Annotated in this window: 14 protein-coding genes; 11 read left to right on the top strand and 3 right to left on the bottom strand. The window is 65.7% G+C overall.

The genetic code is table 11. The features are described from left to right. Positions 1-4 precede the first annotated feature (4 nt). Both cobA and nirB read right to left on the bottom strand, forming a co-directional pair. Entirely contained in the window at positions 5-784 is a 780-nt protein-coding gene (cobA, locus tag ACWA1Q_RS08755; RefSeq protein ID WP_463756700.1) for a uroporphyrinogen-III C-methyltransferase, read from the bottom strand. Further along, positions 781-3,387 (bottom strand): nitrite reductase large subunit NirB, encoded by a 2,607-nt coding sequence (gene nirB / locus ACWA1Q_RS08750; protein ID WP_463756698.1) that lies wholly within the window; start codon positions 3,385-3,387, stop codon positions 781-783. Before nirB ends, cobA begins: the two co-directional genes overlap by 4 nt. 239 nt (positions 3,388-3,626) lie before the next feature. Between nirB and nirD the strand changes: the two genes are divergently transcribed. The 9 genes from nirD to ACWA1Q_RS08705 all read left to right on the top strand — a co-directional run bounded on the left by nirD (position 3,627) and on the right by ACWA1Q_RS08705 (position 8,760). Further along, positions 3,627-3,995 carry a nitrite reductase small subunit NirD gene (nirD, locus tag ACWA1Q_RS08745; RefSeq protein WP_463756697.1) on the top strand — a complete coding sequence of 123 codons (369 nt, stop codon included), beginning with the start codon at positions 3,627-3,629 and terminating at the stop codon, positions 3,993-3,995. 2 nt (positions 3,996-3,997) lie between these two features. Then, a complete protein-coding gene (locus ACWA1Q_RS08740; RefSeq protein ID WP_463760819.1) occupies positions 3,998-4,771 on the top strand; it encodes a sirohydrochlorin chelatase in 774 nt (257 codons plus the stop codon). A 57-nt stretch (positions 4,772-4,828) separates the two neighbouring features. Continuing rightward, positions 4,829-5,161, top strand: a complete 333-nt coding sequence (locus ACWA1Q_RS08735; protein ID WP_463756696.1) for a cupin domain-containing protein — start codon at positions 4,829-4,831, stop codon at positions 5,159-5,161. Positions 5,162-5,191: 30 nt separating this feature from the next. Next, positions 5,192-5,926 carry a tRNA (guanosine(37)-N1)-methyltransferase TrmD gene (gene trmD / locus ACWA1Q_RS08730; RefSeq protein WP_463756694.1) on the top strand — a complete coding sequence of 245 codons (735 nt, stop codon included), beginning with the start codon at positions 5,192-5,194 and terminating at the stop codon, positions 5,924-5,926. A gap of 9 nt (positions 5,927-5,935) precedes the next feature. Continuing rightward, the gene (locus ACWA1Q_RS08725) at positions 5,936-6,430 is read left to right on the top strand and encodes a hypothetical protein (RefSeq protein ID WP_463756693.1); all 495 of its coding nucleotides are present in this window, start codon (positions 5,936-5,938) and stop codon (positions 6,428-6,430) included. Between the two features lie 173 nt (positions 6,431-6,603). Continuing rightward, on the top strand, positions 6,604-6,951 hold the full coding sequence (rplS, locus tag ACWA1Q_RS08720) for a 50S ribosomal protein L19 (RefSeq protein ID WP_121672620.1): 348 nt from the start codon (positions 6,604-6,606) through the stop codon (positions 6,949-6,951). A gap of 76 nt (positions 6,952-7,027) precedes the next feature. After that, the gene (lepB, locus tag ACWA1Q_RS08715) at positions 7,028-7,780 is read left to right on the top strand and encodes a signal peptidase I (RefSeq protein WP_463756692.1); all 753 of its coding nucleotides are present in this window, start codon (positions 7,028-7,030) and stop codon (positions 7,778-7,780) included. Beyond that, positions 7,777-8,424 (top strand): ribonuclease HII, encoded by a 648-nt coding sequence (locus tag ACWA1Q_RS08710; protein WP_463756690.1) that lies wholly within the window; start codon positions 7,777-7,779, stop codon positions 8,422-8,424. Before lepB ends, ACWA1Q_RS08710 begins: the two co-directional genes overlap by 4 nt. A 12-nt stretch (positions 8,425-8,436) precedes the next feature. Next, positions 8,437-8,760, top strand: a complete 324-nt coding sequence (locus ACWA1Q_RS08705) for a DUF2469 domain-containing protein (RefSeq protein WP_463756688.1) — start codon at positions 8,437-8,439, stop codon at positions 8,758-8,760. A 6-nt stretch (positions 8,761-8,766) separates the two neighbouring features. Here ACWA1Q_RS08705 and ACWA1Q_RS08700 read toward each other — a convergent pair whose 3' ends face one another. Then, on the bottom strand, positions 8,767-11,370 hold the full coding sequence (locus tag ACWA1Q_RS08700) for a DUF4062 domain-containing protein (RefSeq protein ID WP_463756687.1): 2,604 nt from the start codon (positions 11,368-11,370) through the stop codon (positions 8,767-8,769). A gap of 192 nt (positions 11,371-11,562) precedes the next feature. Between ACWA1Q_RS08700 and ACWA1Q_RS08695 the strand changes: the two genes are divergently transcribed. Next, on the top strand, positions 11,563-11,919 hold the full coding sequence (locus ACWA1Q_RS08695; RefSeq protein ID WP_463756685.1) for a YraN family protein: 357 nt from the start codon (positions 11,563-11,565) through the stop codon (positions 11,917-11,919). Then, the gene (locus ACWA1Q_RS08690) at positions 11,919-13,448 is read left to right on the top strand and encodes a YifB family Mg chelatase-like AAA ATPase (protein ID WP_463756683.1); all 1,530 of its coding nucleotides are present in this window, start codon (positions 11,919-11,921) and stop codon (positions 13,446-13,448) included. Before ACWA1Q_RS08695 ends, ACWA1Q_RS08690 begins: the two co-directional genes overlap by 1 nt. The last annotated feature ends 1 nt before the right edge of the window (position 13,449 follow it).

The raw sequence follows: 13,449 nt of genomic DNA, 5'->3' as shown, positions 1-13,449 counted from the left end.
TCACTCAATCCGACAGGGCAGCCGCGGTGTCGAGCAGGCGGGAGGCGGCCGCATCGCCCGAGTCGGCGAGGCCGACGACCTCACCGATGACGAGGACGGCGGGGGAGCGCACGGCTGCCCCGGATGCTACGTGGAGCGCCGAAGCGAGAGTCGCGGTCGTTGTGCGCTGGGTCGGAGTGAATCCGCGTTCGATGATCGCGACGGGCAGCTCGGGCGAGAGGCCGTGCTTGAGCAATCCCTGCGTCAGGGTGGGTAGCGTCGCGACGCCCATGAGGACGACGATCGTTCCGCCGAGACCGGCAAGGTGGCGGTGCTCATCGTCGGTGAGCGGGGCGTGGCCGGAGACAACCGTGAACATGTGGGTGACCCCGCGGGCGGTGACCGGGATGCCTGCCGCCGCGGGAACCGAGATCGCGCTCGTCACCCCGGGGATCACATCGACCGGGATGCCGGCGGCACGGCAAGCCGCGACTTCTTCGGCTCCGCGACCGAAGACATACGGGTCGCCGCCCTTGAGCCGCACGACCCGGGAGCCGGCCCGCGCGTGCTCCACGAGGAGCTCTTCGATCTCGGTCTGCCCGATCGGGTGATGCCCGGGCGTCTTGCCCACGTTGATGAGCTGAGCGTGGGGAGCCAGTTCTGAGAGGGTGTCGTGCGGGGCGAGACGGTCGTACAGCACGACGTCAGCGCTTCGAAGCGCCTCGACAGCGGCGACGGTCAGCAACTTCTCGTCGCCTGGCCCTCCGCCGACCAGCGTGACGGAACCCGCGGTGGATGTCGTCATGTCTCGCTCCGAACCGGGATGGTTGTCCCCGACAGAAGAATAGCCTTTCCGCTCCTCCGTTCTTCTTGTGTTGCGGGACGTAACTGTCCACGCTCCTCGACGCGCGCCAAGCCGGGGTCCGCGCTATCCGGTGCATTGACGAATGAGCGGAACTTCTTGAGCCGTTCCGGGTCGGCGAGGGTTGCTGCCCACTCGTCCTCGTAGTTGTCCACGTGAGCGGCCATCGCCTGTTCCAGCTCCTCGGCAAGGCCGAGCGAGTCCTCGACGACGACGGCGTGGACGTGGTCGATCCCGCCGTCGAGGTCTTCCATCCACCGCGCCGTGCGCTGCAGCCGATCGGCGGTGCGGATGTAATACATCATGTACCGGTCGATGTAACGGATCAGCGTCTCGTCATCGAGGTCGGATGCCAGGAGCTGACCGTGGCTGGGCTGGAAGCCGCCGTTTCCACCGACGTACAGGTTCCAGCCTCCATCGGTTGCGATGACACCGATGTCCTTGCCTCGTGCTTCGGCACACTCCCGAGCACAGCCGGAGACACCGAACTTGAACTTGTGCGGCGCCCGGAGCCCCCGAAAACGGAGCTCGAGGCGGATCGCCATGCTCACGGAGTCCTGCACGCCGAACCGGCACCACGTCGAGCCGACGCAACTCTTGACGTTGCGTAGCGCTTTTCCGTAGGCCTGTCCGGACTCGAAACCGGCGTCGACGAGGATCTTCCAGATCTCAGGGAGCTGGTCGAGCCTCGCACCGAACATGTCGATGCGCTGGCCACCGGTGATCTTCGTGTAGAGCCCGAAGTCGGTCGCGACCTGTGCGATCACGGCCAGCTTCTGCGGCGTGATCTCGCCCCCCGGAATGCGGGGGACGACCGAATAGCTTCCGTCCTTCTGCATGTTGGCCATGGCCCGGTCGTTGGTGTCCTGGAGCGTGCCGCGACCCGAGTCGAGGATGTACCCATCGGTCTGGCTGGCGAGGATTGACGCTATGACCGGTTTGCAGACGTCGCAGCCGCGTCCCGTTCCGAAGCGGGAGACGATTTCGTCGAACGAGCGAAGCTCGAGGACCCGCACGGATTCGAACAGCTCCTGCCGCGAGAGCGCGAAGTGCTCGCAGAGAGCCCGCGAGATGGCGACGCCGGACTTCGTCAGTTCGGTTTCAAGAATCTTCTTGACGAGGGGAACGCACGATCCACACTGGGTCCCTGCGCGGGAGCAGGTCTTGAGGTCCGGGAGAGTGGTGCACGCCTCGCCGTTCACGCCGTGGACGGCGTCGCGAACCTGCCCGACGCTCACGTTGTTGCACGAGCAGGCGAGCGCGGTGTCCGGCAGATCGTCTCCCGCAGGGGCATCAACCCCGGCAGCGCTGAGGTACGCAGCGGGCTCGCTGGCGAGCACGGATCCGAGCAGGGGGCGCAATGACGCGTACGGCGAGGCGTCTCCGACGAAGATGCCGCCGAGCAGGGTCTTCGCATCGTTCGTCGTGACGATCTTTTGGTACAGGCCGCGCGCCGGGTCGGCGTAGACGATCTCGAGCGCGTTCTCGGTCGTGGCGAGGGCATCCCCGAAGCTTGCGACATCGACTCCGGACAACTTGAGTTTGGTGGCGTCGTCGACGGAGGTGAACTCGGCGGCTCCACCGAGCAGGCGATCAGCGACGACCTCGGCCATGGCGTTGGCGGGGGCGACGAGACCGGTGCACACGCCGCCGAACGACGCGACCTCACCGATCGCCCAGACCGACGCGGCGCTCGTCGCACAATCGGTGCCGATGGCGATTCCTCCGCGCGGGCCGAGGGTGATGCCGGCGGAGGCAGCCAGTTCGTCGCGCGGCCGGATGCCGATGGCGATGACGACGATGTCAGCGGGCACCGACTGGCCGTTGCTGAACTTCACACCCGTGATGGATGCTCCGTCTTCGCTGGTCACAAGGGCCCGCGGCCGGGTGCCGAGATGGAGCGCAATGCCCTGACCTGCGATGATCCGGCCGAGCGCCTGCCCGGCACCTTCATCCAGCTGGGCGGACATGAGCCACGAGCCCGAATGCACGATCGCGGTCTCGGCGCCGAGTCGGGCGAGGCCCCCCGCCGCCTCCAGCCCGAGCAGTCCGCCGCCTGCGACGAGAACGCGGGCGGGCCTGCCGTGCTCGGCGGTGATCCTCCCGACGTCTGCAATCAGGTGATCGACGTCATCGATCGTCCGGTACACGCGAGCCAGGTGTGAGCCCGGAATGTCGGGGACCGGAGCGGACGAACCGGTTGCGAAGACGAGCGCGTCGTAGTGGAGGATCTCGCCATTCGCGGTCGTGACGGTTCTGGCGACGGTGTCGACAGCATCCGCTCTCGTGTTGCGGTGGAGCACGACGTGGTCGCTGTCCCACACGCCGGTAGGAGCGAGTGTGAGGTCGACCGGGCCATCGAGCCGCGTGCTCAAAGCAACGCGGTCATATGGCAGGTGCTGCTCCTCGGAGATCACGCGCACCCGCAGCGTGCGGTCGGAGTCCCGCGCATTCAAAGCGTCAGCCAGTCGGTGGGCGGCGGGGCCGCCGCCGAGAACGACGACCTCCCTCACCTGAGGATCTGGCTCGTGCGTTGTCGATGTCATGTGCCGTCCTTACTCTCGCAGCGCCGGTGTCGTGGCGATGCCTGAAGCGTATGCAGTCGCAATTTCTTCGCGGTGTCTCCCGTGTAACCCCCGGTCACCATCCGCGCACACGGTTGGAGAAACGCTGTGAGGTCGGTTTCACACGGGCGAAACACAACGACAACCGTCACCGAAACATGGGACGCCTAGCGTCGAACCCGACAGAAAGGCCCAGCCGGGCCGGGGAATGAGGAGCCGACATGACACTTCTTCTGGAAGACCGCGACGTTCGCACCACGAAAACCGAGTGGGTCCCTGCGTGCCCTGTAACCGAACTCGAACCGTCCTGGGGCGAAGCTGCGTTGATCAAGGCACGGCAGATCGCGCTCTTCCTGCTGTCGCCTCGAGAGGTCTACGCCGTCAGCCACCGTGACCCGTCCACATCGGCCCACGTCATGGCGCGCGGGATCGTGGGCTCGAGGGGCGACCGGCCGACGATCGCTTCGCCTCTGCACAAAGAGGTCTACGACCTTGGGAGCGGAGAGTGCTTCACCGACCCGACCCTACTTCTCGAGACGTTCCGCACACGCATCGTTGGCGGCATGATCGAGGTCGAGGTTCTGTCGTGACGATGGTCGCGTCGGCTCGGACGGCCACGCGCGCCGCGCTCGTCGCGATCTCGCACGGTACCAGTTCTCCCTTGGGACAGTCGGCGGTGGCGAGGCTCGTCGCTGCGGCGGCCGAGAGCCTCGAGTCCACGACGGTCGAGGGTGGCTTCGTCGACGTCCAGCAGCCGGATGTGCCTGCCACACTCGATCGGCTCCACCCGGACCAGCCTGCCGTCGTGGTGCCTTTGCTGTTGTCCGCCGGGTTCCACGTTCACGTCGACCTCGTCGAGGCGGCGGCGGGATCGGAGCGGGTCTCGGTGATTGCTCCAGCGCTTGGGCCGGATGACCGCCTCGTCGCCCTGCTTGCACACCGCCTGCACGAAGCGGGTCTCTCCGAGTCTGATGCCGTTGTGCTCTGCGCCGCCGGATCAACGGATGCCCGCGCTGTCGCCGACTGCCGGGAGACCGCGGAGCGGCTGTCGGTCGTGCTGAACCGCGACGTGTCCGTCGGTTTCATCTCGGCAGCCTCGCCGCCGATCGAAACCGCCGTCTCCGCTGCGAGGGCCGCTCACCCCGCTGCGCGCGTCGTGGTCTCCACCTATCTTCTTGCTCCCGGATACTTCGCGGACCTCGCGAACCAGACGTCGGCTGATATTGCTACCGCGCCCCTTCTCACCGAGTTCGGCGAGGTGCCGCTCGAGCTCGTCTCCATCGTGCGAGACCGATACCTCGACATCCTCGCCGGACCGGATCCCGTTGCTGTGGGTGATACGAAGCAACGCACCGGAAGTCGCTGACCTCGGCGTCGGTCCGGTTCCGCCGCCTAGAGTGGACGGAACCCGGAAGGACCGACCGTGCAGAAGACGTCACTCACAGCCCTCGCCAGAACCGAACTCGAGGCCGCGCGCTCCGCCTCAAGCGGTCGCAGCGCCACAACCATCTACGGCGGACACGAGCACTCGCTCCGGCAGACGCTCATCGCCCTCAAAGCCGGTGAGGAGCTGGCGGAGCACGCGAACCCCGGCGAGGCGACACTTCAGGTGATCGCCGGCCGGGTCAGACTTATCGCGGGAGAAGACAGCTGGGGTTGCTGGATCGGTGATCTGATCACTACTCCGGACCGCTCCCACAGCCTTGAAGCCGAGGAGGACTCGGTCATTCTGCTGACCGTGGTCAAATCGGTCTAAGCGCTTCGCGCACCCGCATAGGCTTTCAGCATGCGCATTGATATCGTCACGATTTTTCCGGAGTTCTTCGACGTTCTCGATATCTCGCTCCTCGGCAAGGCCCGCCAGACCGGACTCCTCGATCTCGAGGTTCATAACCTTCGTGATGCGACGACTGACCGTCACCGGACGGTTGATGACACGCCCTATGGCGGAGGCGCTGGCATGGTGATGAAGCCGGAGCCGTGGGGTCAGACGCTTGACAGCATCCTCGAGGAAAAAGACGAGACGGATGCCGATCCTCTCGTCATTTTCCCGTCACCGGCCGGCGAGGTCTTCACCCAGGCGATGGCACGGGAACTCGTCGATGAGGAGCACCTGGTCTTCGGTTGCGGTCGGTACGAAGGCATCGACCAGCGTGTGTTCGACCACACGGCAACTCGCGCGCGCGTGCGGCTGGTGAGCCTCGGCGACTATGTGCTCAACGGGGGAGAGGTCGCCGTGATGGCGATGATCGAGGCGATCGGCCGCCTCATCCCCGGCGTCGTCGGCAACCCGCACTCCCTCGTCGAGGAATCACACGAGGATGGTCTGCTCGAAGCTCCGAGCTACACCAAGCCGTCGACCTGGCGGGGCCTCGAGGTGCCGCCCATCCTGCTCAGCGGAAACCATGGTGCGATCGCGGCCTGGCGGCGCGAACAGCAACTCGAACGCACCCGCCGGGTGCGCCCCGACCTCCTGGATCGAGCCGGGGATGAAGGGGATTCTCCCAGTGCCCGGCCCTAGGCTTGACCCATGATTCTTCGCCGGTTTTTTCGCAGCTGGATGTTCATCGCTGCGGTCGCGCTTCCCATCTGGCCACTGATCGGCTGGGGTATCTTCGGTGGTGGTGGGTGGGAGTTCCTCGTCCTGATCATCGCAATGCCGGTCCTCTTCGTTGCAATGCTCACGGTCGCCGGCCTGATCTGGGCGCGGCCGACGGTCCGGCGCGAGAAGGCTGTCTCCTGGTACGACGTCGGAGCGCTCACCCTCTGGCAAGCGTCCGTGATCGGTTTCGGTTTGTTCGGCCCCGCGTCCAACGCGTTCGCTGTACTCGGTGTTCTTGCCGGCATCGCCACGTTCTGGCTCGTCCTGTGGGAGTTCTTCACGGATGCCAGAAAGCGCGCGCGAGAGACGATCGCGGAGTTCGAGCAGATGGCGGCCCGGCCGACTATTCGCCCCAACCGGCCCCGCGGGAACGCGGAGGAGATCATCGTCATTCGGGAAACCAGGGACCGCCCCGAGGACTGAGCCTCGCTTTTGCGCGGAGCATACACTTCGTGGCACAATAGACGATTGTGCCGCGGCCAGACTCTGCCACAGGGGAGCCAGCGCTTTTGTCCCGGATTTCCGGGGCGGCGGACACACCCCCATCATCCCTGAATTCGTAGTCGACCTGTGGCGGTTACAGAGAGCGAAGTAACATGCACATCCTCGACAGCGTCGATGCAGCATCCCTCAAGTCCGACATCCCCGCATTCCGCGCAGGCGACACCGTCAAGGTGCACGTCAACATCGTTGAGGGCACCCGTTCTCGAGTCCAGATTTTCCAGGGCATCGTCATCGGCCGACAGGGCGAGGGTGTCCGTGAGACCTTCGCCGTCCGCAAGGTCAGCTTCGGTGTCGGCGTCGAGCGCAAGTTCCCGGTGCACTCCCCGGTGATCGAGCAGATCGAGGTCATCACCCGCGGAGACGTTCGCCGCGCCAAGCTGTACTTCCTCCGCGAACTGCGCGGCAAGAAGGCAAAGATCAAGGAGAAGCGCGACAACTAAGTCCCGCGACTTCCGTTCCACGTGAACGAACACCGAGCTCCCCACCCATAAACTGGTGGGGAGCTCGGGCGGTTAAATGACAGAAACAACAATGCCGGCGGACGACGTGTCCGCCGCACCACGACGGCACTCCCGGCGACGGGGAGCACTGCTTTTCCTTCGCGACATCGTCATCATCTTCGTCGTCGCCCTGCTGGTGTCGTTCCTCGTGAAGACCTTCCTCGTTCGCTCGTTCTACATTCCCTCCGCGTCGATGGAAGAGACCCTCCAGATCGATGACCGTATTCTCGTCAACCAGCTCGTGCCCGACCTCGTCGGCCTCGAGCGAGGCGATGTCGTTGTGTTCCGTGACCCGGGCGGGTGGCTGCCGCCGAGTCCCGAACCCGACGTTCCTCCGCTCACCGCCGCTGTCGACTGGGTACTCTCGCTGGTCGGTCTGTCGGCATCCGACAGCGACAACCACCTCATCAAACGCCTGATCGGGATGCCGGGGGATCACGTGGTCTGCTGCAACACTCTCGGGCAGATGACCGTCAACGACGTTCCGCTCAGCGAACCGTACGTCACCCTCCCCGCTGGAACGACGCATACCTCGGAGCTGGCCTTCGACGTCGTCGTCCCAGACAACTCGGTCTGGGTGATGGGCGACAACCGCTACAACTCGCGGGACTCCCGGTACAACCGGGAGCAGCCAGGCAACGGATTCGTCCCCGTCGACAACGTCGTCGGCCGCGCGTTCGTGATCAGCTGGCCCACCGCCAACTGGGGCTGGCTCGACAATCATCCCGAGGTGTTCGCGGGCATTCCCGGGCCGAAGGCGTCCGAATGATGGCCGTCGCGGACCCGTCCGACCTCGTCGAACAGGAATTTTTCGGCACCGGCACCCGCTTCGTGATCGGATGCGACGAGGTCGGCCGCGGCGCGATCGCCGGCCCCGTCGCCGTCGGGATGGCCGTTGTCGCCGCCGACTGCGGGCCGCATCCAGCCGGGCTTCGCGACTCCAAACTACTCAGCGAAAAACGCCGGGTGGAACTCGACCCCCTCGTGCGTAACTGGGTTCTGTTCTCCGCCGTCGGCATGGCAGACGCGCAGGAGGTCGACGAACTCGGCATTACGCACTGTCTCGGTCTTGCCGGCAAGCGGGCGCTTCGGCTGCTTCACGACCAGGGCGCAGACATCGCCGCGAGCATCATCCTTCTCGATGGGAACTCCGACTGGCTCAACCCCGTGCTCGCCAGTCCCCTCGACGTGCGGACGCGGATCAAGGCCGACCGGGATTGTGTGTCGGTTGCCGCGGCATCCGTCATTGCGAAGGTCCACCGCGACAACATGATGATCGCCTCCGACAGCGTGTCGCCCGGCTACGGCTGGAGTGGCAACAAAGGTTACGGGAGTGAGAACCATCGCGAAGCGATCAAGTCGCTCGGTGTCACCTCGATGCACCGGAAAAGCTGGCTCGTCGCCTACGCGTAGGATGGGGGCACCATGGAAGAAGACGAGTTCGAGGACTACGACCGCGAGGTCGAGCTTGCCCTGTATCGGGAGTATCGCGACGTTGTGTCGCAGTTCAAGTTCGTGATCGAGACCGAACGACGGTTCTATCTCGCGAACAGTGTCGACCTCGTCCGCCGTGACACCGAGCACGATTTCTACTTCGAGATCACCATGAACGATGTGTGGGTCTGGGATGTCTACCGTTCCGACCGTTTCGTGAAGTCCGTGCGCGTGCTGACCTTCAAGGACGTCAACATCGAAGAGCTGTCGACGCGCGACTTCGAACTGCCCAAGGAACTCGCCCTCGACGAGTAGTCCGGTTCAGTCCTGCTGGAGCGCGTACCCGACGGCGTCGTCCATCGACAGCGCCTCGCCGTCAGCGCGGGCCCGGCCGAGTGCTTCTGCATCGTCGCCGTTGAGGAGCGGTGCCAGGTAGCGTTCGTGGAATGAGAACCGGTTCGCGCCGTACAGGCCCGATTGCTTTCTCAGCTCGTCTGCTGTGCGGAACAACCGGGCGGCGCGATCCACATGCCTTGTGATCGCCGCGATGGCCGTGAGCCCCTCCAGACCATAGACGACGCCTTCGGCGTGACCGATGTGAGCGGCCGTCGCGAGGCTCTGCTCGAACAGCGCCCGGGACTCTGCCGTCTTCCCGGCCACGAAATTCGCCCAGCCCAGGTGCTGCAGCGCCACCGTCGAACCGAGCTCGTCGTTCGACTCCTCGGTCAGGGCGAGGCTCTGTTCGAAGTGGTTGATCGCGCGGGGCACGTCGTTTTTCAGGAGGGCGACGCGGCCGAGTGTGACCAGCGCCATGGCCTCGCCCCAGCGGTATTGGGCTGAACGCAGCAATTCGACGCTGCGCTCGAGCGATTCCTCGGCGTGGTGGGTGTCTGGATCCCGGTCGGCCAGGATCGCGAGCGCGAGAAAGATCAGCGCGAAGCCTTCGCCGATGCGATCGCTCGAACGTCGGAAGAGCTCGACACTCTCGGTCAGTCCGGGCACGACCCGATCACTCGCCTCATGCCACAGGGTGATCGACCGCGTGAAGTACAGGGCAATGGCGCGCGTGCGGTCGGGGAGCGGCGCAGGTGCGTCGAGGACTTCATCCATCCATGCCCGCACCTCGCCGAGCAGGCCGCCGACCCACCAGTAGATCAGGAGACACCACGAGAACCGTGCCACGGCGACCTGTTCACCCGAATCGAGCAGATAGCGTGCCGCTGCCCGCAGGTTGTCGCGGTCGTCGTTGAGCATCGTGATCACCTCGCGTTGTCGGGTGGCCTCGAGGTCGTCCTCGACCGCCTCGGCGATGGAGACGAAGTGCCTGGCGTGGGCCTCCCGGGCCGGGGGCAGTTCCCCCGATGCCTCGAGTTGCTCGAGCGCGTATTCGCGCACCGTCGCAAGCATTGAGAAGTAGGGACGGTTCGATCGGTCGAGCTCCCGGACGAGGCTGTTGTCGACGAGAACGCCGAGCGCGGTCAGAATGTCGAACTCGTCGCTGGTGTCGGTTCCGGCAACGGATTCAACGGCGTCGAGGGAAAACCCGCCGGCGAACACGCCGAGTCGCGCGAGTAACCGTTTCTCGTCGTCTCCGAGGAGCTGGGTGCTCCATTCGATCGTGCTCCGCAGCGCCCGCTGGCGCTGCGGGAGATCCCGCGCGCCGCCGGAGAGGAGGGAGAGTCGACGATCGAGCCGGGCGAGGATCGCCGCAGGGGGAAGCATCCGGATTCTTGCCGCGGCGAGCTCGAGGGCGAGGGGGACGCCCTCGAGGGCGACACAGATTGCGGAGATAGCGTCGATGTTTTCCGGGGTGGCATCGAAGTCGGGTTTGACCGCGCGCGCCCGCTCGACGAACAGCTGGACGGCAGCCGTCCGTCTCGCCTCCGAGGGGCTGACCGCGCGGCGGGTGTTCGGAAGCGCCAGCGGGCCGACGTCGACCGCGTGCTCACCGGAGACCCGCAGAAGCGACCTGCTCGTGACGAGGAAGGTGACGCCAGGCGCCGCTGACAGGAGCGAGACAAGCACGGGCGCTGCATCCAGAACCTGTTCGAAGTTGTCGATGACGATCAGCATGCGTCTTTGTTGAAGTGCCGTTCTGAGTTTGTCGAGAACGGGCTCGTCGCCGGTGTCGAGGACCCCGATCGCCGCGGCGATGGCGTTGGGCACGAGAGAAGGATCCTGCACGGCTGACAGGTCAGCAAACGCGACAGCGCAGTCCGGCTCCGCGGCCAGACGATTCGCGAGTTCCACGGCGAGTCGGGTCTTGCCGATTCCGCCTGAACCGAGGAGGGTGACGAGACGGATGGCATCGTCGTGGAGCAGACGGCTCGCCGTCTCCAGTTCGGCGTCGCGGCCGATCAGCTGGGTCAGCGCCACGGGAAGGCGCGCCAACTTGTGGGGCGGCATAACGACGGGCTCGGTTGGCGTGCCGGCGGGAACAGGCCGGCTTTGGTCGAACCGCTCAGCAAGGAGGGTGGCGAGATCTGCTTCGATGAGCTTGCGAAGTTCTTGCGGCGTCGAGAACGCTTTGTAGGCGGCGCGGTCGTCGTCGCGGATCCGGTTCAGGAGGTCACTGAGGCGCTCCTCGCGTTCAGACGCCGGCTCACGGATGTAGATGAGTTTGGGAAAGTCTGGGGCGAGGTTGTATTCGTCTTCGAGCCCGGAGACCGTCTCGCCCGGTGCGACCCAGCCGTACCGCTCGGCGTAGATTCCGACGAAAACGTCGCTTTGCTCGAGATACGCGCGATAGAGCTCGCGTGGCGGGTGCGGGCGTGCGCCGAGTTCGAACATGACCGGCGCGAGATGGAGGCGTTCGATGGCGAGGCGTGCGAACTTACGCTCGAGGGCGAGTTCCTTCAGGGTGGAGCTGACGAAGACTCGCAACCGTGAATCGGGTGTTCGGATCGCACCCGTGGTGTGCGTCATGAGGGCATTCTCTCTCTTTGACGAGAAACGGTCCAGACCATAAATGAGGGTCACTCAGCTCTCGTTGCGCGGGTGGTGCTGAGCGGTCGACGAAATCCACAGGACGAGGCCGCTCGACGCACTCTCCACAGTTCGAAACTGCCCCTCTCCCCACCCGTCGGTGTGGCCCACGATCGACAGGTGGAGGCGATCATGGCTGCAAAGGACGAACTCGGCCGGCGAGGAGAGGACCTCGCCGCTCGTTTTCTCGAGGATGCCGGTTACCGGCTTCTCGAAAGGAACTGGCGGTGCAGGCAGGGCGAGATCGATATCGTCGCGCGAACAGCAGACACGCTGGTTTTCGTCGAGGTGAAGACCCGCTCCGGTCTCGCGTTCGGGCATCCGTTCGAGGCGATCACCGCGGCGAAACTGGCGCGGCTGCGGGGACTGGCTGCGGCGTGGTGCGCGGATCATGCACCGTCGGCGGCGCGGATCCGTCTCGATGCGATCGCCGTGATCGTGCCGAGCTCGGGTCAGCCGGTCGTCGAGCACCTGCTCGGGGTGTACTGATGGCGGTCGGTCGAACCTGGTCAGTCGCGCTGCTCGGACTCGAAGGGTCACTCATCGAGGTTGAAGCCGACATCTCGGCCCAACTGCCGCGGTTCGTGATCATCGGTCTCGCCGACAAATCGCTGGGTGAGGCAGAAGGGCGGGTGCGACAGGCCGCCACGAACTCCGGATGCCGCCTCTCCGGTCAGAGGATTACCGTCAACCTCTCGCCGGCCAGTCTCCCCAAGAACGGGTCAGGATTCGACCTCGCCATCGCGCTCTCCTGCCTTGCGGCTGACGCCGTGGTCTCCAACGACTCGATTGACAGGGTCGTTCACCTGGGCGAGCTGGGACTCGACGGGCGTTTACGGCCGACCCCCGGCATCCTGCCCGCTGTTCTCGCCGCGATGCGAGCTGGCCGCACGACCGTGATGGTGCCAGCGGGCAATGAGGACGAAGCGAGGCTCGTGCCCGGCATCCGGGTCGTCGGGGTCGCGTCGCTTCGTGAAGCCGCGATATGGCACGGTGCCGATCTCGAACGGTATACGGTCGAGCCGATCGTGCAGCCGGAGCCGGGCGAGATCACGGAACCCGAGCTGGACCTCGCCGATGTCGTCGGCCAGAACGACGCGGTGCAGGCACTCCTCGTCGCTGCGGCAGGGGGACACCACCTGATGATGCTGGGTCCTCCGGGTGCAGGCAAAACAATGCTCGCCGCGAGGTTGCCGGGGATCCTTCCCGACCTGACGGTCGGCGAGGCGCTCGACGTCGCCTCGATCCGGTCGCTCGGCGGAACGGGCGTTGGTCGCACCCTCGCCGTAAGGCCACCGTTCGAGAATCCGCATCACACCGCAACGGCCGCGGCCATCCTGGGCGGCGGCTCGCGGACGATCCGGCCGGGAGCGGCGGCACGAGCCGCGCACGGCGTTCTGTTCCTCGATGAGGCACCTGAGTTCCAGGCCAACGTCCTCGACGCACTCAGGCAGCCCCTCGAATCAGGAAAGATCAGCATTCATCGGGCGAACGCTGTTGCGCACTTTCCGGGGCGCTTCCAGCTGGTCCTCGCAGCCAACCCCTGCCCGTGCGGTCAGTACGGCGCCAAGGAGAACACGTGCGTGTGCCCGCCGAACGCGATTCGGCGCTACCTCGGCCGGGTGTCCGGACCGCTGATGGACCGGATCGACATTCAGCTCCGGGTGCGGCGCATCACCGCCGCTGAGCTGGCAGTGTCCGGGACCGGTGAGCGCCTCACCAGTGAGACGGCGCGGATGGTCGTGGCCGAGGCGCGCGCGAGAACAGCCGTGCGACTCGCGCATACTCCGTGGACGACGAACGGGCAAGTGCCGGGGCCGTGGTTGCGTTCCGGGGATCGGAAGCTTCCTCGGGACGTGACCGCTCCACTCGACCGCGCTTTGGAGCGGGGCAGCATCACCATGCGCGGGTACGACCGCGTGCTGCGTGTCGCCTGGACGCTCACCGACCTCGACGGGGCGAAAACCCCGGATGCGCCCCGGATCGGGCGAGCACTGTTCCTCAGGAAGGGGATCTGAC

The sequence above is a fragment of the Mycetocola sp. TRD_SC_2 genome (assembly GCF_055361225.1).
Note: the sequence above shows the minus strand (reverse complement) of the source record. Positions and strands in the feature narration are given on the sequence as shown.